This is a genomic window from Lyngbya sp. CCAP 1446/10 (assembly GCF_026130175.1).
GTDB lineage: Bacteria > Cyanobacteriota > Cyanobacteriia > Cyanobacteriales > Microcoleaceae > Microcoleus.
Genome location: NZ_JAIGNI010000029.1, coordinates 93,603 through 119,093 on the forward strand (window position 1 = coordinate 93,603; position 25,491 = coordinate 119,093).

The window sequence follows — 25,491 nt, forward strand, 5'->3', positions numbered from 1 at the left end:
TGGGCTGGTTATTTATAGAATTTCTTTTAAAGTTTTAACTAATATTTGATTTTGTTCTTCGGTACCTATACTAATTCGCAATTTATCATCCAATCGCGGCTGATTGAAGTATCTAATCAATATTCCCCGTTTTTTCAGTGTTTGATAAATCCTTTCTGCATCGCCGTTGGGCGGCCTGACTAACAAAAAGTTGGTTTGCGATGGCCAAACTTCAAAGCCTAATTCCTTGAAAATGATGGCTAGTTTTGCTCTGGAAGCCTTGACTTTTTCGGCGTTAGCTGTTTTGTGGTCTTGATCTGCGATCGCCCCCGCCGCCACCGCATAGGCTACAGCATCCACATTATAGCTATCTTTTATTTTATTTAGTTCAGCTAACAACATCGGATTTGCTATGGCAAAACCCAACCGCAATCCTGCGAGCGAATAACCTTTTGAAAGCGTCCTCAAAACTATAACATTACTATACTTTTTTGTCAACTCCAAAGCATTATTTTCAGCAAAATCTACATAAGCTTCATCAATGACAAGAATACCCGATAACTCTTGAGCCAGTTTCTCCAAATCGGCCACAGATATCGCTGTTCCCGATGGACTGTTGGGCGAGGCTACAAATGTCACAGCACCTTTAGCAGCTATTAGCAAATCGACTGGTAACTTGTAGTCATCGGGATAGGGAACTTCGACAAATTCTACATCCTGAATTTGTGCCAAAGTGCGGTACAATACATAGGTTGGCGCGGGACAAACAATTTGTTTTCCGGGTTCGCCCACAGCGCGAACAATCAAGTTTAATAAATCATCGCTGCCATTACCTACCGCAATCCAATCGTCAGGAACTCCCAAAACTTGACTAGCAGCAATGCGGAAAATTTTACCAGTGGGATCTGGATAGCGCCGCAACATTTCTCCGTCTATTTCCTGAAGCACTTTTAAGGCTTTTGGAGAAGGTGGATAGGGATTTTCATTAGAATTTAGTTTAATAATTTTTGTGCCTAGGGGTGGCTGTTCCCCCGGCACGTAACCAGACATTTCGTGGATGCTTTTGCGAAAGTAATTCATTTATTAATTGACTTTTGTGGAACGGGCATCTTGCCCGTTCTTGATAATGGTGCAAGATCTTAAGTTAAACAAATTATATCAAACAATTAGTGACAATCCGAGTTATACCCAAATCAATTAACTTTTGCATATCTGCTGGATCGTCCACCGTCCAGACCACAATGTCAACTCCCTGACTCCGGCTTTCTTCAATCAGTGCGGGATTTTCCAGCAAAACGCGATACTGGCTGCTAATCAAATTATCGCAATTCACCACAGCTTGAGACAATTGAGTTTTGTATGCTTCTAGATTAGCAACGATTTGCCCGATCGCCAAATCGCCATCTACCCGCCGCACTTGTGCCAAAAATCCATCATTAAACGAGGTAATAACGCATTTTTCTTTGATTCCTGCACCATTCAAAGTATTGACAAAATCCGCAACTTCTGCATCTGACCATTCGCAGTGCGGTTTGACATCAAAGTAGAGAAATTTGTCAACATTTTTCAGGATAGCTAAGGCGGCTTTTAGGGTAGCAATTTTTTCTGCTGAAAATTCATCGCTAAACCATTTTCCCGCATTGAGTGTCTGCAATTGTGACAGGTTTGTTTCCCTGACTTTACCGGAAACTCCGGTGATTCTATCCAGGGTAGCGTCGTGGAAAACCACGGGCACGCTGTCGGCGGATAGCTGGATGTCAAATTCGATCGAATCGGCTCCACGGGCGATCGCCTGTTCAAATGCTGCTAAAGTGTTCTCAGGGGCGATCGCCGAAAATCCCCGATGTGCGATAATTTCTAAATTCACTGTTTCGCGCCCTCTAAAAAATCTGCCACAGTTTGATTAAAAGTATCCGGTTGAGTCAAAAAACACCAGTGATTCCCCGGTACTTTTTGAATTACTAGATTTTTCAAGTATCTCTGATAGGGCTGCATTTGCCAATCCATGCGATTTACGCCTTTTTCCGGCTGTACGAACAAAGTTGGAATATCAATATCTTCAGTTAAACCGGCAACTTTCATCACTTCGGCAAATATCTGATTTCTGGCGGGAATCACAAATTTACTGCCCCAATTTCCGTCTGACTTTTGTTCGATTTGGTGTTGGAATATCATTTGTTGCACTTCACTCCAACCCGCGTATTCTCCCGATTGTTTGGCTGCTGCTTCTGCTTGGGCTAAAGTCGCAAACGGGCCCATACATTTGAGGCAGTCTAATTTTCGGTAAACTATTGGTAGCGTGAGTTTGATCACGGCGGGCAGTTTGGTGATGAAGATGGGGTCTACTAAAATCATACTGGAAAAGCGATCGCCATTCTGCCGCGCCCAAATCGGTGCTAGTTTTCCCGTCCAAGAATGTCCTACAATATGGGCATCAGGCCAGTTGAGGTGTACCATCAAAGCTTCCAAATCTGCGATCGCCCTTGTAAAAGTATAGTCTATTTCCGGTTTACTGCTCTCTCCGTGACCGCGCATATCTGGCGCTACAATATGATAGCGGTTCGACAAGTAATTGCCCAAGCTATTCCAGACAACCGCACTATCCGCTAAACCGTGCAGCAGCAGCAAACGCGGAACTTTTTCAGTCCCTGTTTGTGACTTCCATTCTAGGTAAGAAAGTTCGATATCTGGCAATTTTAAGCTGTGGCGTTTAGGCATGATTAGCGGTAATTTTTAGTATATTTTTCCCCAAAAAAAGAGGGCGGATTTTGTACGGAGATTATTTGTTCGTTGTTGAGATTTATCGCTAAACCCGCCCCAACAAAAAAAATGAGGTGAGAAACCCGGTTTCTTGCCAGATCCTTCGCTGTCAAACCAAAGATTTCGAGAAACCGGGTTTCTGAGGCTGAAAATCCTAAATCTTCCCTTTTAAGCTAAACAAAAGAAACTGAGTTTTCTGCGCTTCTTCAAAATTGTCATCGCTGACCAAAACTACACTTTTGCTGCCATCTGGCAACTGCGGGCCGAGAGTCATCCCCTCTAAATTGTACAGCGGAATTCCCAGCTCGCTCAAGTCTAACAGTAACTTTTTTCTCACAGGTTCGACCATTCCCACTTGCCCCTTAAAACTCTGGATTCTGGAAGTATCTGTAGCCGCCCCAACCGCTACTTGATAAATTTTAGCACCGTATCCCGACAGTCCAAAAGAACGCTCTAAACTCAAAAATTGACCGCCACCAATAGTTACCAATTCTGTTAATCCGTTCAAAACAGTCATCGGAACTTGGTCTAGTTTGTAAAGATTTTCTGAGACTAATTGCGGTGTTTTATCGACGATGATATAATGTAAAAGACGGAGTTTGGTTGCCTGTTCCGGGTCTAAATCTTGAATTAACGGTGCTGCCGTCGCTGTAAACAATCGAAACGGATCGAGACCGCCCGGACTAAAGGTTTCTGGATCGATACTTAAAGATTCAAAACCTAAATTTTCCTGGACTCCTTGCTGTTGTTTTTCATCGCTGGGATCGGGAATGTAGCGCTTTGGGATCGGCAAATTTCCTCGCAATTTCCCGGTAGTGAGGTCAAATTCTCCTAGAAAAGGAGGGCTGCCTTCGCTGGCAACAAATACTGAATTCCGGGGAGAAAGGGCGATGCCTTCGGGATTGATGGAACCCCAAGGGAAGGTTTCACCGTCTGCTTTTTTGAGGGAGGTAACGCCTTCAACTGCAACTTTTTTCAGGCGAATATTTGCTGGATCGCTGGATGTAAGATCGAGTCGGAGAGTGTAAAATCTGGCTTCTCCGTTTTCGCTTTTGTCGTCGGAAAGAGCGTAAAAACGATAAGCTTTGGAAGTTACTCCACTAATACCTTTTGCGTCGTAGGTGATTCCTGAGAAACCGCCGACTGGTGCTCCTTCAAAATTGATTTTGGGCAATTGGTACTCGCCCAAAAAGTCTAGGGATATTTCGGGAAAAGAGCGGTCTTTAGCAACTGCGGGAGGCGCGCAAGCTGTGCAAACTGTTAACAAAATTAGGGCTAAACTGAATAAGCGCAAAATGCGTTGGCGAAGCCCGCCCCTACGGGGGCTACGCCAACGAAGACGATCGCCCAACGCCTTTAAATCCCAATAATTGCTCAGTGCGGTAAGTTTTATTTTGTTGCTCTTGTTCAATTGTTTGCTTTTGTGCCATCTTTGTGACATAATTTATACCCTTTTGTAAATATGCAAAACTTGATGTTTCGTGCGGGGCTGCCGAATCGCGGCAACCAAATTTTGAGAATGAGAAATTCTGTACCAATTGGGTGCTTGCTTTTCTTGTGGCTGTGTGCTGGTTCTGTTGCTAGCGCCCAAACTAATCCACCAGGCCTCGATCAATTTTCTCCTAATCCTCTAGAAATTACCACCCCCGATCCCCTAAAACCCGCCAGTGAATCTTTGAGTAACACTCAGCGGGACGAACTGACAGCGGCTTTGGAACAGTTAAACTTAGAAGCAGCGGCTAAACTGCAAGCTGGAGATGGGGCTGGTGCTTTTGATATTTGGTTCCGAGAATTACGGCTGCGTAGGTATCTTGGCCCGGCGGCGGAAATTGCTGCTTTGAGTCGGGTGGGAAGTATTGCTTGGAGTAGCAGTAAAAACCTTGAACTACAGCTTATTACTAAACGGTTGCAAGCAATTCACAAACAAGTCAAATCCCAAGTACCAATTAATACTGAGTTGCTCCCGGCTTTGGCTGCGGCTTTTCAGCAGGTGCGCGCTAAAGGCCCGACTGTAGAAGTTTACCAACAAATTCTCGAAAATGCGCGCCAAAATCAAGATATATTGGCTGAGGGTCGGATTTTAAAGGCGATCGCACTTATTCACATCAATTGGCTGAGTTACGATAAAGCTGCTCCCGTGTATGAGGAATTGGCAACTTTAATTCAGGAAAACCGCGCTTTATTTGTGGCTAATGCTGCTGTACCAAATTCTGCTATAACGGCGGGAAACGGTGCGCCGCCACAGCCTGTAACTCCTCCTACTGAGGTGGATACTCTGAAACAGTTAGCCTACGCTTACCAGCAGTCGAAACAACCCCTAAAGGCGATCGCAGCTAGGGAAAAACTAGCATCTGTGTATCTTAACCTGCAAAACCCGACTGCTATACCACCGCTCAAAATTGCGATCGCCAACGATTACCAAACTATAGGTCAAATCAACTTAGCAGCTCAATACTATCAGGAAGCGTACAATTTAGCCGTCCCTATTCAACAGTATGCCCAGGCTAGCGAAGCTTTGGATAAATTAGCATTGCTTTATCGATCGCAAAAACAGTGGGAACCGACTGTGCGGATATATCAAATGCAGTTGCTGCTGGAAGAACGCGCTTATAATTGGTACGGATTGATGAGTGCTTACGACAATCTCGGTCAAGTTTATCAGGAGATGAAGGCTTACGATAAAGCTTTAGAAGCTTATCAAAAAGGGTTGGAAGTGGCTCAAAGATTGGGACACCGAAAAGAGTATTTTAACAAGAAGATTATTAAGGTTAACAAGCAATTGCAAAGGACTTCGTAGTTATCATATCCGGCTTGATTAGTTCTTATATATTCAATGTTTGTAGGGGCGGATTTAGTACCAAATATTAACATTTGGCAAACAATCTCAATACAAAACCCGCCCTTCCGATGTTTGGTCGAGCCCACAAACAATTCAATCCAAGGTGTGGATTTCGCACCCTAGAAAATATTAATTAAGGTGCGCAATTCGCACCAGAAACATTATAAAATGTCGTAATTCTTGATAAAGATTCGCAGCTAGCTTAGCACTGAGGCTTGCAGAGAGCAAATAGGATTTTATCTTTGCTGAGGGCGATCGCCTAACTTAACTGATTCTATTTGTTACAATTACTATTTGGATGTATTGTACCATTTTTGCGATCGATGACCATTTCCTCACCCGTAGCAGACACCGAAAACGAACCCCGTCGCGAAACAGACTGGCGGTTATTCATGAGGTTGGCATCTTACGCAACCCGCAGCAAACGCTTGCTGATTATTTCGATCGCACTATTAGTACCCCTAGCAGTCTCAGGAGCAATTCAACCGATTCTGATCGGACAGGCAATTTCGGTAATTCGAGCGGAACCTACATATCAATTCTTGCGAGGATTGCCTTTATCTGCTGCATTAAACATTTTAGCAGTTTTGCTGATGCTAACCATAACATTTAGATTAGCACTGCAATCAGTCCAAGGATATTTAGTCACGAAAGTAGGGCAAATTATTACTACTGACATTAGAAATGATTTGTTCGCCCACGTCACATCGCTAGCAGTGAGATTTTTCGATCGCACTCCTGTCGGTAAATTGATGACTCGCCTCACTAGCGATGTCGAAGCATTGGGGGAAGTATTTTCAAGCGGGGCGATTGGGATTGTTAGCGATTTATTTTCAATTTTAGTGATTGCCATTTTCATGTTTACCATGCAGTGGCAATTGGCTTTAATGTTAGTGCTGATGATGATACCAATTACCGCCCTCATAATTTATTTCCAGTATCAATATCGCATCGCCAATTATACTACCAGAGAAGAACTTTCCGATCTTAACGCCCAACTGCAAGAAAACCTGACTGGTATTGGCGTAGTGCAGCTATTCCGCCGCGAAAGATTCAACTCCGAATTATTTAGTGTCACCAACAAACGCTACATTAAAGCAGTTGATAAAACTATCTTTTACGACTCAGCCGTATCTGCGACATTAGAATGGATTGCTTTAGTGGCAATTGGAGCCGTTTTGTGGCTGGGCGGTGAAAAAGTTCTGCAAGGTACTCTTAACTTTGGTACTCTTTCAGCATTTATTTTATTTGCTCAACGTCTCTTCGATCCGCTGCGGCAATTTGCCGAGAAATTCACCGCCATTCAAGCAGGATTTACCGCCGTCGAACGGATTAGCGATATTCTCAATGAACCAATCGAAATTAAAGATCCAACTAGCGGGGAGAAGGAAGAAGGAAGAGGGAAGAAGGAAGAAGGAAGAGGGAAGAGGGAAGAGGGAAGAAGTAAGAAGGAAGAGGGAAGAAGGGAATATTATTCGCCGCTGCTGATGGCAGGTCATCCAGAGGCACTTGCCTATAATTTATCTTCAAATGAGGAAGAATTGGTAGAGAATAATCAAACTCCTGTAACTTCTGAATATCGCCTATCAAGTAACAATCAAAAATCCCTAGTTGCCCATGCCCAATCAAAGCAATCTGAATCAGGAGAGATCCAATTTGATAATGTGTGGTTTGCCTACAAAGAAGACGAATATGTTCTGCAAGACCTTAATTTTACCATCAAATCTGGCGAAAAAGTAGCATTAGTTGGCCCCACCGGTGCGGGCAAAAGTTCGATCATCCGTCTCCTGTGCCGCCTTTATGAGCCGACACGAGGACGGATTCTGGTTAATCATGTGGATATTCGCGATTTGCCTCAAGCAGAATTGCGCAGACACGTCGGCGTGATTATTCAAGATGGCTTTCTATTTGCTGGCGATGTGAAGAGCAATATTAGCCTGGGCGAAAGTTACTCGATGGAGGAAATTCAAGCCGCAGCAGAAAAGACGAATGTTGCTCGTTTAATTGAAGAGTTGCCCCAAGGTTATGATACGCAATTGCGGGAACGGGGAACCAATCTTTCCGGGGGACAAAAGCAATTGTTAGCGTTTGCGCGCGCCGCCATTCGCAACCCCAGTATTTTAGTTCTAGACGAGGCAACTGCTAGTTTGGATGTAGGGACGGAAGCTTTGATTCAAGAGGCTCTGGAGCGTTTAATGGTGGACAGAACGGCTATAATCATTGCCCACAGGCTCTCGACCATCCGAAATGTCGATCGCATTTTGGTACTCAAACGCGGGCAGTTAGTAGAGTCTGGCAGCCACGAAGAATTGTTGCAGCAAGAAGGTTTGTATGCCAGTTTGTACAAGCTGCAAATGCTGGGAAGTTGACAGTTGACAGTTGACAGTTGACAGTTGACAGAAGGAATATTTTTCCTAAACTTGGCAAATTTGCGGTTTTAGATTTTAGATGAGAGAACAAATCTGAAAGTTGAAATCTAAAATCTAAAATCGGATCACTTGCCAAAAATGATTTTTGACAGAGTTTCGGGCAGGTGAGTTATATGTTGGAAAAGCTGATTTGGCCCGATGCCAAACAATAACTGCATCGCCAGCACAATTGCTGCTAGAGCAATCGCTGTGCCCACGCTGGCTTTCAATACTTTAAAAGCCCAATTAAATACCAGCCAAGAAACAAGTAAGGAAGCAATTAAGATGATTAATTCTAGGGGCATATAACATTTTTAACTCTAATTTTAAATTCAAGCAATACTGCCGCGTTTCCGGGTTTCCTTATTAGAAATGCCAACATTTTTTAAACCGGCTTTAATCATTTGCTGCTCTAACAAAGCGAAAAAGCTACTTCGATCGCCTCCGGTGACAACTGCTTGGTTGTGGGCTTCTGCTAGCGTCACCGGATAGCCGCCGCCTTTGTGTACTTGAGCCAGCATCATTCCTAATGCTAAATCTAGCTGTGCGCGATCTTGTGCTACCCATTCCGGCACTTCTATTCTAGCAATTTCTGTGCCAACATGAACGTAACAAAAATAGATGGGATTAAGGCCGTATAAATCTAAAATTCGAGAGTGGGATTTCCATAATGGGCTTCTTTGTCCGGGGGACAAAATTGTTGCCCACAAGATGGCATCTCGCAAGGGTTCAAATTCTTGACAAGGTGCTTTTTCGTCGAAAGCACTGGTGGCGGAAAATCCGACGTTGGGGCAGTTTGTCATGCAGTCTGGTACTTCGTGGGTGCAAGCTTGAAATCGCAAAAAAGATAAGCTTTCGCTGCTGCGAGAGGCGCTTAAGTATCCTAATAAGGGAATTTTTACTAAGCGCAATTTGTCCCACGCTTCTAAAATTGGCTGCAAAATTCGATCGCGCGCTTCGCTAGGTAACTGTTCCAAAAACCAATAAATCAGGGAACCATCTACCATTGCCAAAGTTGGCGCTGGCAGTTGATTGTCGTTAAATTTTGCCCAATTGCAGCCCATTTCTGCGAGGGCAATGGCTTCGGAAACGGCGCGTCGGTATCCCATCCACTCTTCGGTTCTAATGCCCCACTGGCGCGAAGCATACAAGTCTTCGGGTTTGTAGAAAACTTCGGGCACGCTGTCTAAAACTGGGTGGCGACTTTGGCCGTAGTGCAGCATGACTGTACCGACGTTGATCAGGTAGCAGTAGGCGATTTCGTGGTGGCTGGGCGAAATTTGCGATCCGTCTGTGGCGAAGACTGTGTGAGCGGCGGGGGGTGCGGTGATGTAAGTGCGATCGGACAAAGGCTCGATCGGCGTGGCTGCATTGAATAAAGTGCGATCGTTCCAACTTTCTTGCAATTCCACCAAATTTTCCTGTCCCGCAGCCGCCTGCAACAGTAAACGTTGAGCTACTTCCAAGCGTTTGCGAGCCGCCAGAGCCTCCACATTCAAATGTTGGCTCATTCCCTGCATTCCCTTCGCTGCTTTAGTTAAATCGAGCATTGGTTTAGTTGACAGTTGACAGTTGACAGTTGACAGTTGACAGTTGGGGCGGTGCCAAGAATGCCCGCCCTCAGTTGACAGCGACCTCTTCCAGGAAGGAAAAGGATTGGATTAATCAATCGTCTTCTTTTAATTTCTCCCGATCGGGGTTCCGGCTTTAAACCAATTCTTTCTGGCAATTTATCTGACTTACGACCCTCAAAAAATCGGTTTATGTATACTTCTTGCCTAATTTTTTGATTCCAGCTCAACCACAGATCTAAGGCAGATTAACGCAGATATTTTTCTATTTCTGCGATAAATTTTATCTCAAAAAAAATCGATTTTTTTTTCGGGGCTTCCTTGCTTTTGTCTGAAATTAGTGTTATATTTACTTTATAATGGGATGGTTGCAAAAATAATATTTTGACAACCATCCCATTATTAAATAATACCATGTCAATGGTAAGAAAGTCAACAAAAAAATGAAAAAGTTTGAGGATTTTTTTTGCTTTTTACAAGCAAAAAAAACTACCTGAAAACAAGTCTAACATCAATCTTTGTCGGGCAGCCAATCGGCAAAATCTCCGGCAAACTGCGACAGAGAAAGCAATTGAACGGGTGGATTTTGAGCCACAGATTGCCGTTCTGCCAAAGTATTGTAACCCCAATCAGCCAAAAATAACTTCACCTGAGATAAATCCGGCTGCTGCTTCACAGAGAGCAAAGTTTTTAACCGGTCTTCCACAAACCAAATAGTCGTATCTTTGCCAGAAGTGGCCAAAAACTCCCGCAAAATTTGGTGTTTTGGCTTGTTGTATTCCTTGCCAAAAATCAACTCCGACGGCATTTGTACGCCCGCTAGCTGCAAGAGTTCTCGCACAAAACGTCCTTCCTTGGTTGTGACGATCGCCACTTTTACCGAACTTTCCTGCAATAATGATTTCAGGCGATCGGCTACTCCTGGATAAAAGCGGTGCAAAGACAGCCACCCAGCTAAATCCTCAGCAATCCAATTATCGCGCAATCCGTCTAACATAGCGCCGACAGACTGGGCTTTTAAATTATTTTCGGTCAATAAATGCGGGACAATATTCGGCCAATCTAGCAAAATTTGCTCTTCGGTAATTCCTGTCACGAGGGCGCGAATCAGCAGGGGCATTTCCCAACCGGTTTCAATGGCGGGCCGCACTCGGTAGAAACTCAATGCTAAATCTGGATCTGGGACTGTTTCGACTGGTTTCCAGATTTGACAGTAGCTACGCCAAGCTGTTTGGAAATATTCGATTAGTCCGTCACAAATTACACCGTCAAAATCAAGGGCTAGAATTGTTGGAAAGTTATTAGTCATCAAGCGATTTTAGATTTGGGATTTGGGTGAATAGTCTTGATCAAAAAGACTGAACTAGGGGTTGATCCGCAACTGATTCTAGTTTTTGGGACTGCAACAATTGCGTCCACTCTGCTTTCAGCATCGGATCGTCAGGAGCTTGTCGCCGCATTTGGGCTAGAGTAGTCAGAGTGTCGTACCAAATCGCATTTTTAGCATAGGCGATCGCCCTAGCCATAGGGTCGGGATTTGCCAAATCCTTTTTGAGAGTTTCCTGCGGTTCAATTCGCTCCACGAACCCTACAACATAATATTCCAAAGAGCGATGACATCGGGTGGTCTAAAATTAACATTTTCACTCAGTAGAATTGGCGGAGACTGAGCCTGCATCGGTGACAGGAAATTAGGGAGAGTAAGTGCGATCGCCAGTGCAACCCCATTGAGAAAACGTTTCATTTTTTGATCACCAAAGCACAGGGGATTTAAGCCCCCAACTTTAGGTGGGTTGTTTTTAGGCTGGGGATTTAAGCCCCAGCCTAAAAACTTCGCTGTCAACTGTCAACTGTCAACTGTCAACTGTTAATAATCCCTAGGATTTTGAATGTCAGCTGGCGATCGGCTTAATTTGTCAATCTTCAGCTTATAGGAAGAAGAACAAATTAAGCCTTGAGAAATAGGGAGGCTTAAAAAGACTGAACTAGGGGTTTATCGGCGATTGCTTCTAGTTTTTGGGACTGCAACAATTGCGTCCACTCGGTCTTCAGCCGCCCATCATCGGGTGCGAGGCTGCGCATTTGGGCGAGAGTCGCAAGAGTCTCGTACCAAATGCCATTTTTAGCATAAGCAATCAGCCTCGCCCTGGGGTCGGGATTTGCCAAATCGCTCTTGAGACTTGCCGATGGTTCAATTCGCTGCATCCATCCTTTAATAATATAATCTCCCGATCTTTCCTGAGGATCGCAAGCCAGTGCAAACGACCAGACATATCGCTTACCAACCTCAATATTTTTGGTCTTGTCTTTGTCAGAAAAGCTAACTCCCACAATTCCGGCTTTGTCAATTTTTAAACTAGATTCGTAGACTACTTCCGATTCATCTTCGTTTAGCAAAACAAACTCTACTTGAGCCGCAGGTTGAGAAACATATACAAAAAATGTAGGCGACTCTGTTAGCGTTAAGCCAATATTGCTTTCAGGTATTAAGGGAGTAATGAATAAACCCTCGCGCAACTGACAGCCTCGATGCGTCCCCCCTTGCCGATTGTCGGGCGCTGTGACATCTGGGGGTGTGAAATTAACATTTTGATCCAGGGGAGTTGGTGCAGGCACAGCCTGCATCGGTGAGAGCAAACTGGGGAGAGTAACTGCGATCGCAAATACAGCGATCACCAGTGCAGTAAAATGTAGAAAACGTTTCATTTTTACACCACATAGAATAAAAGTTGGGTTGGCATTTGTACTCCTGACTAGGAGTTTGAATCAAGCGCGGGCGATCGGCTTAATTTATAAATCTTCGGATCGTAGCAAGAAGGACAAGAGAAAGCCTTGACAAATAGGGAGGCTTAAAAAGACTGAACTAGCGGTTTGTCGGCAACTGATTCTAGTTTTTGGGACTGCAACAATTGCTTCCACTCGGCCATCAGACTCGCATCGTCAGGAGCTTGTCGCCGCATTTCGGCTAGAGTAGCAAGAGTCTCGTACCAAATCCCATTGTTAGCATAAGCGATCGCCCTAGTCATAGGGTCGGCATTTGCCAAATCGTTCTTGAGAGTTTCCTGCGGTTCAATTCGCTTCACAAACGCTTTAACAAAATAATTCCCCGACGGATCTTCATTGCAAGCCACCGAAAACGACCACTGATATCGCTTCTCAACCTCAAGAGCTTTTTGGCGCTCATCTTGGTTAGGAATACTGACCTCAACTATCCCTGGTTTGTCAACTTTGAAAGTAGTTTTGTAAACGTCGGTTCCTTTTCCATCTTCAGCTTGTAAAGTAAACTCAACTTGAGTAAAAGGGTGAGAAACGTAAGCCAAGAATGTTGGCGACTCTGCTAGGGTTAAACCAACATTGCTTTTAGGTATTAAAGGAATAATAGATAAATTTTTCGGACACACGCAAGGAGATGAATCCTGCGGACAAGTATCGCCTCGATGCGTCGCCGATTGCCTGTTGTCGGGGGCCTCTACATCTGGAGGTTTAAAATTAACATTCTGGCTCAGCAGAATTGGTGCAGGCACAGCCTGCATCGGTGGCAGCAAACTGGGGAGAGTAAGTGCGATCGCCAATACGGCGATCGCCAATGCAGTAAAATTTAGAAAACGTTTCATTTTTTCACCAAATTATAGAGATTTTATAGATCGCGGCTCTACTTTTAGCCCGGAGTTTTCACCTTCCTAGCGCGATCTGGTCAAGTTTTGATTTTTCACCAAAGCACAGGGGATTTAAGCCCCCACCTTGAGGTGGATTGTTTTTAGGCAGGGGCTTAAATCCCCTGCCTAAAAACTTCGCTGTCAACTGTCAACTGTCAACTGTTAAATCGCCATCAAAAGACCGACAAAAGTTCAAGAAATAGCGATATTTAAAGAAGCCAAAACCAGCGGTTGACCTGCCACTGATTCCAGTCCTTGGGACTGCAACAATTGCGTCCACTTGGCCATCAGCCTCGCATCCCCCGGTGTCTGTCGTCGCATTTGGGCTAAAGTAGCGAGAGTTTCGTACCAAACCCATTTTTAGCATAAACGTCGAGCCTCGTCATCGGGTCGGGATTTGCCAAATCGCTATTGAGAGTTGGCTGGGGTGCTATGCGCTGCACGAGCCCTTTCACAACTGTATCTGCCGATCGATCGTCCGGTTCGCAAACCATCGAAAACGACCACACGTAACGCTTGCCAACTTCCAAGGATTTCTTGCTGTCGTCCGTAACCGGAATGCTAATTCCCACAATACCCGATTTGTCAACTTTAAATATTTTTTTATAGACAACTTTGTCCTCGTTTTCTGTCAGCAAAGTCAACTCTATTTCTGCCGAGGTTTGAGGGAGATAGACAAAAAATGTGGGATAATCTCTGAGGGTTAAACCGATATTAGTTAGAGGCATTCAATGAGTAATAGATCAACCCGCCGGACAAAGATTGCTACCACAATATGTCCTTGCTTGTCGTCCGGGGGCTGTGACATCGGGAGGCTGGAAATTAACATTCTGACTCAGCACCATCGGCGGGGATTGTGCCGGCACTAGCGCAAGTGAACTGGGGACGGTAGATGCGATCGCAGATACGGCTACCGCAAGTGTAGCCCCATGTAGAAAACGTTTCATTTTTTTTGTACCTTTCACTATAATATTGCAAACATAGACACTCCCTGCTGGCGACCAATATTTTTGAGAAGCTAGTCTCAGAGCGCAGATACAGAAGTTGAACCTTGACATATCAATAACATTAATTAATTGGATCTGCAACTGGATTCTGGGGACGGCCAATCCAGGGGTAGAGGTCGCGACTATGATTCCATACACATTCGCTGATAGCGAACTGTAAAATTTTGTTACAAAGCGGTCGGAGTTTCCGGGTGATCTAAGATGGAAGAAGTCTCGTGTAGCTGGCTGCAAGTAAAATAACTGCTGTTCGGTGAAATAAGTCAAAATTTTATATTGTGGCAATGAGTAAAATATCTAACACAATTCGATCGGCAGCGACTCACTTGAGTCAACTGTATAAACCATCACTCTTCTTTGCTAGGTCTGTATTAATTGCCAGCGCGGCAGTAACATTATCGTTGGTCGGCGCCAAACACCTAGGAATACTCGAACCAGTAGAATTAAACGCTTACGACCAAATGCTGAGGTGGCGTCCAGAGGAAAAGCCAGACCCGCGCTTGCTAGTTGTAGGGATTACCGAAGGAGACATTCAGAAACTGAAACAGTGGCCGATATCCGATCGCAAAATAGCTGAAATCTTACAAAAACTGGAAAAAATGCAGCCGGCAGTCATCGGTTTAGACGTACTGCGAGACGTACCTTTAGGAGACGGGCGCGACGAATTAACTAAAGTTTTACAAAAAAGCGATCGAATTATCGGGGTATGTTTAGTCACCGATGGCAGCCCGGACAATCCCGGTTCTCCGCCTCCTCCAGGAATTCCCACAAACCGAGTGGGATTTGCAGATTTCGGCATCGATCCCGGCGGCATACTCCGCAGGGCTTTATTATTTATGAAACCGCCGACAATCAAGGGCGAATCTTCGGTAGAAAAACATCTGTGTAATGACAATTCTCAAGTTTTAAATTCCTTCAACCTCCAGCTATCACTCCGCTACCTGCACCAGCAAAAAATTGATCCCCAACTCGCACCAGATCAATCTTTATGGTTGGGTAAAACCAAATTAAAAAAACTAGAAACTAATGACGGAGGATACAGAAATATTGATAATAGGGGATATCAAATACTAATTAACTATCGCTCCAGAAGCAAGGTCGCCAACCAAGTCACAATTATGGATGTTTTAGAAGGGAAAGTTGATCCCAAGTTAGTTAAAGATAAAATAGTGCTGATCGGTTACACCACAGAAACCGTTAAAGATTTATTTTATACTCCTTACAGTGGGGGGCAGCAAAAAAATCAATTCATGCCGGGGATCGTGGTACACGCACAAGTAATCAGCCAAATTTTGAGTGCTGTTTTAGACAAGAGACCGATGTTTTGGTTTTGGCCGGAATGGGCAGAAATCTTGTGGATTTCGGGATGGTCAATTGTGGGAGGAACTATCGCATCACGGATGGCTCACCCAGGGAAGTTGGCGCTGACATTCGGGGCAATGCTGTCGGGGTGTTGCGCGCTCGGTTTTGGGATTTTTCTGTTGGGAGGGTGGGTGCCTGTGGCAGCGCCAGCCTTAGCATTAATCCTAACTGGCGGCAGCATTGTATCAGCAGACAGATTTAGTAAATCGGGATACGGGAAAGTAATTAGCGATCGAGTAAAACAAGTCTTCAAAATCGAAATAGACCAAGCCCAAAAAGAACAGCAAGTCGCAGAAATTGTAGAATCAGATTTCTTTAAAGAATTGAAGATCAAGAAAGATGAACTGAAAATTAGCAAAAAAAATAGCTCTGAAAAAGCACCCTCGGAGACCCAAGAAATAACGGTCGGTGCTGCGGATATTCCCCAGGCTGAAAGCGAGGCAGATGAATACTTAGCTCAGTTGCAGGAAAATGCCAAAAAGTACAAGCAGCGCGCCACCACGACTGCATCGGAAAGCGACTCAAAAACGGAAATCGCGATCGATCCTGGCGTGAGTGCTAGTTCTGACCAAACCGAACCCGATGAGGGGTTCAGCGATTTGCAAGCCAGGGCAAAGCAGATGCGGCAGCGCAGGAGCGCAGACAAGAGGATAAAAGATGAAAAGATTGATACTTTAACAGACCAGGAGGATTTGAGAGACAAGGAAAATTGATAGAGAACTCAATGCAATCACGAATTGCATAATAATAATTGATTCTCCCCGTTTCTACCGGTCAAACTTGCAGAAGTTATCGTCAAATATGACTTGCATTCCATTTTTACGCTGTTACAGTGGGCAAACTACTACGCCCTCTATCTCTCTTGCGAATCAGGTTGTTGAGATTACTTTTGGTTGTAGACTACAGTTTGATACGCCTCTGATTAATTCCTTAGTTTCTAGGGTCTGATTGATGGCAGACTTCGCAGCTAAGCAGGGTTCCCACCTATAGAGGACATACATCAACAACCGATCTCAATAAAAGTCCAGCATCTAAAAAACTTGAAAGTCCATAAATGACTAAACTTAAATAGATAATTGTTCAATCTTGGCAATACGCATATCATGTCTAAAATCATCTCTGTCCACTCTTACCGGGGTGGCACTGGCAAATCTAACATGACCGCAAACCTGGCATCTATTATCGCTCGCGGCGGACATAGGGTCGCCATTGTGGACACAGACATTCAATCGCCCGGGATTCACGTACTGTTCGGTTTCAGCGATAAAAACATGGATCGCTGTCTGAATGATTACCTGTGGGGCCGGTGTCCGATCTCGGATACGGCTTACAATGTGAGTTCGCTGCTGCCAAAATTAGCCCGTAACGGCAGCCTCTACCTGATTCCTTCGAGCATTAAAGCAGGGGAGATAGCGCGAGTGTTGCGGGAAGGCTACGACGTGGGACTGCTTACCGACGGCTTTCAAGAACTGATCGATGTTCTGAACTTAGACTACCTATTTATCGACACGCATCCGGGACTCAACGAAGAAACCCTGCTCAGCATTACGATTTCCGACATCCTGCTGCTGATTCTGCGTCCGGATCAGCAAGATTTTCAGGGAACGGCTGTCACGGTAGATGTGGCCCGCAAATTAGAAGTCCCCAAGATTTTGATCACGATTAACAAGGCCCCAGAATCCTTGGATTTCGACGATTTGAAGCGGCAAGTAGAGAGTATTTACGACATCCCAGTTGTAGGGGTGCTGCCCCACAGCGACAAGATGATGCTGTTAGCGAGCAAGGGGGTGTTTGCCTTGCACTTCCCTAAGGACCCTCTAACTCAGGTGGTGGAAGGGATTGCCAAACAGATTTTGGGATAATTTGATGTAATCAGAGCGGTGGGGTATCAATTCCTGGGGCGCGATGTCCTGCAAGCGCGATCGCGAGTGCTGTGGAGGAACTTTTTCGGCGACAATATTTGCTTAAGGAGTCAGGAGAATGGCGACAAAATGAGATACAAATAGATTATGATAATTTGTTAAAAAACTTTAGGAGGAGAACTCATGGATTTTGACTGGCGCATACTAATAGTATTGAGTCCCGTTTTGTTGGCGGGCGGCTGGGCTGCATACAACGTCGGCACTATAGCTCTCAAACAAGTGGAGAAATTGTTGAATAAGGAAACTTAAACTCAGCATTTTCAGCGTAATTTCGTAGCCGACTGTTTGTTGAGATACAAAAACAGTCGGCTGATTTGTGCATTGGCTTTCAGCAGAGGGAGGGCTGATGCCATTTGAGATTTGAAATTTGAAATTTGAAAATAGCGCATAACTTACTACATCAGGGTTTGGATCAAGGGTCAAGCAGTTGCATCCTGTTTGGAAAATTGTATGATGTTTGGCCCTCGATCGCAATGTACGACTCCAGACAGATAGGGCCAAAGCCAAATAAAAGTTATAAAGAAAGTTGTCCAGAAACTGGGTGCGATCGACCAAAATATTTAGTAGCAAGCGATCCAGGGTAAGAGAAGCCAATTGGCAACAGTGCTGGTAAGCGCGTAACTGGAGAGCTTGATATTTTGCGATCGGCTCAGCATTTGTGATGAGATGGCGATACAAATATTTAGCAAGCACGTTCCCGCAGAAAATATGAGACAATCGCAAAAGTATTTGGTCTGAAAATCGCCCTACCAACTGCGAAGTTTAACCTGTAGGGAATATCGGTCAAATTGTCAATGTTTAACTCCTATATCTTTAGATAGATTATGCTTTTTCCCCGAGCTAGCGGCATTTTACTCCACCCGACATCTTTCCCCAGCCGATTTGGCGTTGGGGATATGGGAATAGAAGCATATCGCTTTATTGACTTTTTAGTAGAGAGCGACCAGCAATACTGGCAGATATTGCCACTGGGCCCGACAGGATACGGCAATTCTCCTTATTCGTGCTATTCAGCAATGGCAGGAAATCCGCTGATGCTGAGCCCGGAAATTATGCGGGACGAGCAATTGCTGAGCGATGAAGATTTAAATGGTTCGCCGGAATTTCCGCTGGATACTGTAGAATTCGATTGGGCGATCGCGCACAAAATACCACTGCTCAAAAAAGCCTGCGAAAACTTCAAAGCGAAAGCATCGCCGGTGGAGCAAAAAGAATTCTCGGGTTTTTGCCAAACCAAAGCGTTTTGGCTGGAAGATTATGCCTTATTTATGGCACTCAAAGACAGCTTCAACGGAGCTAGCTGGCACACTTGGGAACCAGAAATTGCCCGACGCAAACCGGAGGCGCTAGACAAGTGGCGGCAGCAGCTAAATACTGAGATTTATTACTACAAATACGTCCAGTTCGAGTTTTTCCGCCAGTGGACAGAGTTGAAACGCTATGCGAACCTGCGCGAAATTAAAATTATTGGCGACATTCCGATTTATGTAGCTCACGATAGCGCTGATGTGTGGTCGCATCCTGATTTATTTTGTTTGGATGAAGCAAGCGGAGAACCAGCTTTAATGGCGGGTGTTCCTCCGGATTACTTCAGCGCCACAGGTCAATTGTGGGGCAATCCTGTTTACAATTGGGAGGCTTTGGAAGCAAATAATTTTGAGTGGTGGGTGCAGCGTTTTGAAGCGCTTTTCGATTATGTAGATGTGAGCCGGATCGACCACTTCCGAGGATTTGACGCTTACTGGGCGGTGAAGCGCGGGCAGGATACTGCGATGGAGGGAGAGTGGATTAAGGCGCCGGGAACGGCTTTGTTTGAGGTAATTAATGAAAAGTTTGGGAACTTGCCGATTATTGCTGAGGATTTGGGGGTAATTACTCCTGAAGTGGAAGCTTTGCGCGATCGCTTCGAGTTTCCGGGAATGAAGATTTTGCAGTTTGCTTTCGGCGCGGGCCCTGGCGATCCTTTTTTGCCTTTCAATTACGTTCGCAACTGCGTAGTTTACACGGGTACTCACGACAATGACACGACTGTCGGCTGGTTCAATCAACTGCAACACTACGAAAGAGATGAGGTTTTGCGTTATTTGGGCTGCATCGATCCCCAAGGAATTCACTGGTCTTTAATTCGCATGGGTTGGTTTTCTATTGCTAATTTGGCGATCGTGCCGTTTCAGGATTTGTTGGGTTTGGATACGGACGCGCGGATGAATTTTCCGGGGAAAACAGAGGGAAATTGGGGCTGGCGGTATCGGCGCGAGGCTTTGAATTGGGAGGTGCGCGATCGGCTAAAAACCATGACTTACATCACCGGGCGCGCTCCCCAGAGAAATTGAACAAACATTGGTAATGGGTAATTGGTAATTGGTAATTGGTACTCAGTCAATAAAGACCGACATTCTAATTAAAAGCTATGGAGTTTCAGCCATTGCCGATTACCGATTACCGATTACCCGTTACCCGTTACCCATTACCCATTAACCTTGATTTTTGGGCTTTGCTGAAGGCTTGGATTCGTCTGCGGTAACAACAACTTCTTTGGCAACTCCGGGTTCTCCAAGTTGTTCGGCTTGTCCGTTATTCACAGCAATCATTACCCCGCCGGCGTTACCAGCTACAACTACCAATTTGTTTGTGGCCTGCCAAGTGCGCACAGTGCCGACTGGCAAAGTTCCCTCAAACTGGGGTTTGCCATCAACTTCAATCTGGATCCAGGATTCTGCCTTAAAAGTGAGGCTAACCATGACTGGTTGATTGCTAGATTTATCTAAATTTTGACCAGTTCTTGCTGCTTCCAGAGCATCGTAACTATCGGCTTTATGATTTTTTAAGGCGCTCGATGTCTCAGCAAATAAACGAGCTTGTTCTTGCTGCTCAAGTGCTGGTTCTTTGGTTCCCGCACCGTTTTTTGCTGTCAGAGAACCGCCCATTAACTGAGATAAGACATTGACTGAACAGATAATTAGAAATGTGTAAAAGAGGTACAGGTGCATCGGCCGCAATTGTGGCCCATTCTGCCAGGATAGCTGGGTGGCCGATCGCGCTGGCGGTTCGATCGGGAAAAAGTCAGAAAACTGAGCTGCGTCCAAACCCATTGCTTCGGCGTACCGCTTGATCAAACCCTGAGTGTAAATGGGTTCGGGGAGTTGATCGAGTTGGCCGTCCTCGATGGCTTGCAGCAGATTGCGCCGAATCATGGTTACCACGGCTACTTTGTCCAAACAAATCGACTGCTGTTCCCGGTACTGGCGGAGTTGAGCGCCAATTTCCGCTAGCTTCTTCTGGGGTGGTTCTGGCTCTTGGGAGTGCTGTTTCTGCTTAGTTATTTTGAAGAATAAAAACAATAAATTCTTTGTCATCTGCTGTGCTCCTGGGGATTCAGTGGCACGCTGATTGATGTTAGGTTGACTAGATTCCATAAAAAAATAATTTCTGAATCTTCTAGGGGTCGGTAGCAGCCCGGTGGCAATATTGGCCCAGCGGGCGGCTGCAATTGAATCGGGCCAATGGCTGTGCGGTGCAGGCGCACTACGGGATATCCCAACTGTTCGGCGGTTCGCCGAATCTGTCGGTTTCTCCCTTCTGATAGAATGACTTCTAACAGAGTTTTGTCTCGCGCGCGATCGAGAACTCTAACTTTGGCGGGCAAAGTCTTTCTACCGGACAAGATGATGCCCTGACGCCAGGCTTGCAGTATGGGTTCCGGGGGATCGCCGAGCACCCAAACCTGATAAGTTTTGGCGATCGAGTGACGCGGATGGGTCAAACAAAATGTCAGCTTACCATCATTGGTGAGCAAGAGGGCGCCTGTGGAATCTGCATCTAAGCGTCCTACGGGGTGGATGCCTTGACCTGAGCGCAGTTGGGGTGGCAGTAGGTCGAGAACTTTCGATCGAGCTCTGGGATCGCTGCAAGTAGAAACTACGCCTGCCGGTTTGTTGAGCAACAGATAAAGCTCTGCCGGTCGATCCGTTGCTTTGACTGGGACTCCATCGACTTCGATGAAATCGCGATCGGGATTTGCCTTTTGTCCTAAATGAATAATATTGCCATTAACTCGGACTCGTCCAGCTACAATCATCTGTTCTGCAAGACGGCGAGAGGCAATGCCCCACTGGGCGAGGATTTTTTGCAGCCTTTGGTCAGACATGACGGGAGTGTGGAAACCGCCAACGGAGAGCGGTGGGGGGAGGAAGTACGACACGGTTAATGGATTAACCTTACTATCAATGCTCAATTCCTGGTTGGGAATAAATTTTAATGCTGGATCAATCCTTACAGGGCGTTGCGCCCGGTGCAGATTGTCCTTATGGCATAACCCTGAATGTTGTGCAAAAACTACGAGGAAAAGACTCGTGGCAGGCGATTGCCTGCACCCTTAGTTTGTTGCTGGTTTGAGATGTGTGGGTCTGACCCGACTATTCACCAACACTACCATAAAACCGGTACTGCTGGTTAATTTTATACGCTCGATCGCGAAATTTATCTGGGGATCGCATAACTCGCCAACTCAGGAGAGATCCTGAGGGCGGAAAGGGTGAAAATTTTGCTGCTTCAGGCGTTGCTGATTCCTGATTTCTGCTTCTTTGGTTATGTTATTTAGGGGTTACACTCATCAACCCGGTTATCAGGCAAAATCAAAGGTTGACGGCGATATATCTGTGCAGAAATCGGGTTTCTGAGGCCGGATGCGCGAGTCCTAGTTGAGTTTCTGTGCTTGAATATTAAGGGTTTGTATTCTGAAATTGTTTATGACTGTCGATCGTAACTCTCTTTTATTTGACAATAGAGCTGGCGCTGCTGGCGCTGCTGAAACTCCTAATCTCGGCGAGGAACCGGGGACACCGCCACCGAGCCAAGGCAGCCGGATCGCGAGTTCGGTGCTGTCTCCGGCGGTGCAGTTGTTGCTGCGATCGCAAGTTCAGCAGGTTGACGAGTTGAAGGTGAAAATTGAGGGGAGCGATCGACAAATTTTCAGCGGTGCGATCCCCAAGGTAACAGTGGCTGCGAGCGGTGCTGTGTATAAAGGATTACACTTAACAGAAGTTGCCCTAGAGGGCTGTGGCATTCGCATCAATCTCGGTCAAGCTCTCAAAGGCAAACCACTGCGGCTGCTCGAATCCATTCCCGTAACAGGCGTTTTGAGGCTCAGCCAAGCGGATTTGAATGCGTCGCTGAAAGCGCCTTTGCTGGCTGATGCTTTGAGCGAGTTTTTGCTACCAATGCTGCCGTTGACCGATCGCGAAAAGTCGCTGAAGTTAGAAAATTCGCAGATCACAATTGAGGCAGGGAAGTTGACGCTTTCGGCGACTCTTTTGGGCGCTGGCGGCACGCAAATTCCTGTTGTATTGCGGACAGGTTTGCGGATTGCCAGTGGTCGCGAATTGGTGTTTGAAGCACCGGAAATCGAAGTTGATCTAGAATTAAAGAGCAGTGATGTCAATGATTTTAAAATTGATTTTGGGCAGGAAGTCGAGATTGAGGACTTAATTTTGAGTCCGGGGGAGATTGTTTGTCGGGGTTCAATTAGAGTTTTGCCTTAGCGGGATCTCACCCGATTAGACAGGATTGCATAAATCTTTGATTGATAGATCGACCGCAGATGAAAGGCAGATCAACACAGATCAACGCAGATGCTTTTCAAGATAGTTTATGACTTTGGCAATTCAAGTTTATTCGCTCCGACTTGTCAAAAGAAAGACTCGATCGCGGGCAATAACAAAGTCACAAAATAGTAGACTAATGGTGCGGTAAAAACATAACTGTCAGTGCGATCGAGAATGCCGCCGTGACCGGGGATCAACTGTCCCGAATCCTTAACCCCCGCGTCTCGCTTCATCATCGACTCAGTTAAATCTCCCAACAAACTAGCAACCCCAATCAACAGACCAAAAGCAGCCCCAGTATAGGGCCAGCCCGGCCATTGTAAATACCAAGACCCGGCGACGGCCACGGCGATGCTGCCGCAAACACCAAATACGGCACCTTCAACGGTTTTTTTGGGGCTGATGTGGGAGAGGCTAGTGCGACCGAAGAATTTGCCGACAAAGTAAGCGCCAATGTCAGCGGCCCAAATGCAGAAGAAAGCCAGCAGCAGCGAAGTGAATCCTAAAGATAGGTTGCTGTGACTTGTCCAAGACAGGGACGGGTGAATGTTAACGGGCGCATTGCTGGCTACTGTTTGGGAAAATTGGGTTGTAGCAATATTTGCCTGGTCGAGACCGACTCGCAGCCGTACCCAATAGCTGGGCAAATAACCGCCGTAGAACAATCCTAAAATTGAAGAGGCAATATCGGCAATCGTCGATAATTTAGGTTGGAATAACAGGTAGAAACAGATTAAGGTTCCGGCTAGGGGAAACATGGCATCTACGAGTTGCGGGGCCAAGGCCGCAGTAATTAGCAGACCTTGACTGACAGCTAAGGTCGTTTTGGCAGCGGGTAAAATCCCTTTAGCCCGGGCTAATTCAAAATACTCCAATTGACCTAGGTAGACGATGACGCAAAAGCCGAGGGTGAAGTACCATCCCCCCATAATAATCATTCCCAAAGCAAGGGCGATCGCAACTATTCCACTCAGGATACGAGACCAAGGCATAAAATGAATTTCTCACAGCAGATGGCGGGTCAGTCGATTTTAGATTTTAGATTTGAGATTTACAAGGGCAGATGAATCTGGGAGGTTGAACCTTAGTCTAAAATTGTGGTTTTGGGCAGGGGTTAGTCGATTTGGGATTTGGGATGCAAGGATTGTTAAGGTAGGGGTTTCTCGCTTGTACAGCCAACCGCATCACCAATTGGCGATCCAAAATCTCAACTCAGGCGATCGATCCAGCTATGGTCGCCCTTACTCTAAGTATGAACGTTAAGCGAACGTAAAAAAGGTTAAGAATTACATTTAGTGTTTGATTCTCAGTCATCCAGCGTCTGGGCCCACATCATCATCTTTGATTTGGTGTGGAAGTATGTCAGTCTAATGACTGATGACTAATGACTGATGACTAATGACTAATGACTAATGACTAATGACTAATGACCAATGACTAATCAAGCTTTTCGCCGCTGAGAATAAAGATGGGATTGACGGCTGCAAAGGTTTGACTCAGGCCGCGAGTCTCTAAGCGGTTGACGGCGGACTGGACTACTTCGATGTTGCGGACTTGCAACTCGGCGAAGCTTTCGGAAAGGGCGTAAAGATTTTCTAAATTCGATGCTGTGGCGACAACTCGACCGCGGGGCTGCAAGTACCGCCAGACTTCCTTGAGAATCATTTTAATGGGGCGACCTCCTTCGATGCAGACTCGGTGGGGGGCTTGGGATAGGTTTTCGAGGCATTCTGGGGCGCTACCTTCGATGACTTCTACGTTTTTGAGCTCGAATCGATCGCAATTTCGGCGAATCAAGCTGGCTACTTCTTCGTCCCTTTCGACGGCGATAATCCGACCTTTGGGGCACAGCAAACCTGTTTCTACAGCAATTGTACCAGTACCTGCACCAATGTCCCACACCACTGAGTCTGCTTGCAGCCGCAGGTGGGAGAGTAACAGCAGTCGGACTTCTCGCTTACTCATGGGAATTCCCGGTAAACGTTCAAATAAGTCATCGGGAATACCAGGAGTCACGTAGGGCCAAAGCATAGTTATATTTTTGATTTTTGATTTTTGATTGAAGCAAGACGGCAGTTGGAACTCGCGGAAGAAGTAGAAATTCTCCCCCTTTCCCCCAAGCCTTAATATTTACTGTCGCACAACCTTGAGGGTTTGGAGGCTTCTATCGCTGCAACCTGTGATTTTTCCGCCTGCTGCAAGGACTTGTTGCAGGTAGTCTAGGGCTTGTGGGGTAATGATTTCACCGGGCATCAAAACTGGTATTCCTGGGGGATAGGGACAGATGAGTTCGGCTCCCAGGCGATCGACCGCTTGGTCTATTCCTACCGTTTCCGCCGGGGAAAAGAAGGCATCGCGGGGGGAAAGTGGGGGAGTGGGAGAGGGGG

At 45.8% G+C, this 25,491-nt stretch carries 23 protein-coding genes and 2 pseudogenes; 7 read left to right on the forward strand and 18 right to left on the reverse strand.

Going from position 1 to position 25,491, the window contains the following annotated elements; genetic code table 11:
• Positions 1–12: 12 nt before the first annotated feature.
• From hisC to K4039_RS13965, 4 genes are all read right to left on the reverse strand, one after another.
• Positions 13–1,059, reverse strand: coding sequence for a histidinol-phosphate transaminase (hisC, locus tag K4039_RS13950; RefSeq protein ID WP_265235787.1), 1,047 nt, complete (start codon positions 1,057–1,059; stop codon positions 13–15).
• Positions 1,060–1,132: 73 nt separating this feature from the next.
• Positions 1,133–1,846 carry a glycerophosphodiester phosphodiesterase family protein gene (locus K4039_RS13955; protein WP_265235788.1) on the reverse strand — a complete coding sequence of 238 codons (714 nt, stop codon included), beginning with the start codon at positions 1,844–1,846 and terminating at the stop codon, positions 1,133–1,135.
• Positions 1,843–2,697, reverse strand: coding sequence for an alpha/beta fold hydrolase (locus tag K4039_RS13960; protein ID WP_265235789.1), 855 nt, complete (start codon positions 2,695–2,697; stop codon positions 1,843–1,845). The genes K4039_RS13955 and K4039_RS13960 overlap by 4 nt, the downstream gene beginning before the upstream one ends.
• Before the next feature lie 196 nt (positions 2,698–2,893).
• Positions 2,894–4,150, reverse strand: a complete 1,257-nt coding sequence (locus K4039_RS13965; RefSeq protein ID WP_375339805.1) for an esterase-like activity of phytase family protein — start codon at positions 4,148–4,150, stop codon at positions 2,894–2,896.
• A gap of 108 nt (positions 4,151–4,258) precedes the next feature.
• Here K4039_RS13965 and K4039_RS13970 point away from each other — a divergent pair, with 108 nt between their 5' ends.
• Positions 4,259–5,536: a lipopolysaccharide assembly protein LapB gene (locus K4039_RS13970; protein ID WP_265235791.1), complete on the forward strand. Its 1,278-nt coding sequence runs from the start codon at positions 4,259–4,261 to the stop codon at positions 5,534–5,536.
• 365 nt (positions 5,537–5,901) lie between these two features.
• Positions 5,902–7,947, forward strand: coding sequence for an ABC transporter ATP-binding protein (locus K4039_RS13975; protein ID WP_265235811.1), 2,046 nt, complete (start codon positions 5,902–5,904; stop codon positions 7,945–7,947).
• A 125-nt stretch (positions 7,948–8,072) separates the two neighbouring features.
• On the opposite strand, the gene K4039_RS13980 is transcribed toward K4039_RS13975, so the two are convergent.
• The 9 genes and pseudogenes from K4039_RS13980 to K4039_RS14025 form a co-directional block, all read right to left on the reverse strand.
• Positions 8,073–8,291: a hypothetical protein gene (locus K4039_RS13980; protein ID WP_265235792.1), complete on the reverse strand. Its 219-nt coding sequence runs from the start codon at positions 8,289–8,291 to the stop codon at positions 8,073–8,075.
• Positions 8,292–8,318: 27 nt separating this feature from the next.
• The gene (locus K4039_RS13985; protein WP_265235793.1) at positions 8,319–9,536 is read right to left on the reverse strand and encodes a DNA double-strand break repair nuclease NurA; all 1,218 of its coding nucleotides are present in this window, start codon (positions 9,534–9,536) and stop codon (positions 8,319–8,321) included.
• Positions 9,537–10,068: 532 nt separating this feature from the next.
• Positions 10,069–10,866: an HAD family hydrolase gene (locus K4039_RS13990; RefSeq protein WP_265235794.1), complete on the reverse strand. Its 798-nt coding sequence runs from the start codon at positions 10,864–10,866 to the stop codon at positions 10,069–10,071.
• Positions 10,867–10,906: 40 nt separating this feature from the next.
• Positions 10,907–11,140 carry a DUF928 domain-containing protein gene (locus K4039_RS13995; RefSeq protein ID WP_265235795.1) on the reverse strand — a complete coding sequence of 78 codons (234 nt, stop codon included), beginning with the start codon at positions 11,138–11,140 and terminating at the stop codon, positions 10,907–10,909.
• Positions 11,141–11,145: 5 nt separating this feature from the next.
• On the reverse strand, positions 11,146–11,301 hold the full coding sequence (locus K4039_RS14000; RefSeq protein ID WP_265235796.1) for a hypothetical protein: 156 nt from the start codon (positions 11,299–11,301) through the stop codon (positions 11,146–11,148).
• Positions 11,302–11,528: 227 nt separating this feature from the next.
• Complete coding sequence (locus tag K4039_RS14005; protein ID WP_265235797.1) at positions 11,529–12,263, reverse strand: DUF928 domain-containing protein; 735 nt, start codon at positions 12,261–12,263, stop codon at positions 11,529–11,531.
• A gap of 143 nt (positions 12,264–12,406) precedes the next feature.
• Positions 12,407–13,171, reverse strand: a complete 765-nt coding sequence (locus K4039_RS14010) for a DUF928 domain-containing protein (RefSeq protein WP_265235798.1) — start codon at positions 13,169–13,171, stop codon at positions 12,407–12,409.
• A gap of 234 nt (positions 13,172–13,405) precedes the next feature.
• Positions 13,406–13,941 (reverse strand): annotated as a pseudogene (locus tag K4039_RS14020) (DUF928 domain-containing protein).
• Between the two features lie 15 nt (positions 13,942–13,956).
• Positions 13,957–14,160 (reverse strand): hypothetical protein, encoded by a 204-nt coding sequence (locus tag K4039_RS14025; RefSeq protein WP_265235801.1) that lies wholly within the window; start codon positions 14,158–14,160, stop codon positions 13,957–13,959.
• Between the two features lie 341 nt (positions 14,161–14,501).
• On the opposite strand from K4039_RS14025, the gene K4039_RS14030 reads away from it, so the two are divergent.
• From K4039_RS14030 to malQ, 4 genes are all read left to right on the forward strand, one after another.
• Entirely contained in the window at positions 14,502–16,292 is a 1,791-nt protein-coding gene (locus K4039_RS14030) for a CHASE2 domain-containing protein (protein ID WP_265235802.1), read from the forward strand.
• Between the two features lie 390 nt (positions 16,293–16,682).
• Positions 16,683–17,441: a MinD/ParA family protein gene (locus K4039_RS14035; RefSeq protein ID WP_265235803.1), complete on the forward strand. Its 759-nt coding sequence runs from the start codon at positions 16,683–16,685 to the stop codon at positions 17,439–17,441.
• A gap of 183 nt (positions 17,442–17,624) precedes the next feature.
• The gene (locus K4039_RS14040) at positions 17,625–17,750 is read left to right on the forward strand and encodes a photosystem II protein Y (protein ID WP_265235804.1); all 126 of its coding nucleotides are present in this window, start codon (positions 17,625–17,627) and stop codon (positions 17,748–17,750) included.
• Between the two features lie 575 nt (positions 17,751–18,325).
• Entirely contained in the window at positions 18,326–19,834 is a 1,509-nt protein-coding gene (gene malQ / locus K4039_RS14045) for a 4-alpha-glucanotransferase (protein ID WP_265235805.1), read from the forward strand.
• Between the two features lie 141 nt (positions 19,835–19,975).
• Here malQ and K4039_RS14050 read toward each other — a convergent pair whose 3' ends face one another.
• Positions 19,976–20,857 (reverse strand): RodZ domain-containing protein, encoded by an 882-nt coding sequence (locus K4039_RS14050; protein ID WP_265235806.1) that lies wholly within the window; start codon positions 20,855–20,857, stop codon positions 19,976–19,978.
• On the reverse strand, positions 20,854–21,648 hold the full coding sequence (locus K4039_RS14055; RefSeq protein WP_265235807.1) for a pseudouridine synthase: 795 nt from the start codon (positions 21,646–21,648) through the stop codon (positions 20,854–20,856). The genes K4039_RS14050 and K4039_RS14055 overlap by 4 nt, the downstream gene beginning before the upstream one ends.
• Before the next feature lie 601 nt (positions 21,649–22,249).
• Between K4039_RS14055 and K4039_RS14060 the strand changes: the two genes are divergently transcribed.
• Positions 22,250–23,041 (forward strand): DUF2993 domain-containing protein, encoded by a 792-nt coding sequence (locus tag K4039_RS14060; RefSeq protein ID WP_265235808.1) that lies wholly within the window; start codon positions 22,250–22,252, stop codon positions 23,039–23,041.
• A 146-nt stretch (positions 23,042–23,187) separates the two neighbouring features.
• Here K4039_RS14060 and K4039_RS14065 read toward each other — a convergent pair whose 3' ends face one another.
• The 3 genes and pseudogenes from K4039_RS14065 to K4039_RS14075 form a co-directional block, all read right to left on the reverse strand.
• Positions 23,188–24,096, reverse strand: a complete 909-nt coding sequence (locus K4039_RS14065; protein ID WP_265235809.1) for a phosphatidate cytidylyltransferase — start codon at positions 24,094–24,096, stop codon at positions 23,188–23,190.
• Between the two features lie 445 nt (positions 24,097–24,541).
• Positions 24,542–25,135, reverse strand: coding sequence for a precorrin-6Y C5,15-methyltransferase subunit CbiT (gene cbiT / locus K4039_RS14070; protein WP_265235810.1), 594 nt, complete (start codon positions 25,133–25,135; stop codon positions 24,542–24,544).
• A 99-nt stretch (positions 25,136–25,234) separates the two neighbouring features.
• Positions 25,235–25,491, reverse strand: a pseudogene (locus K4039_RS14075) (arginine decarboxylase); the annotation flags it as partial.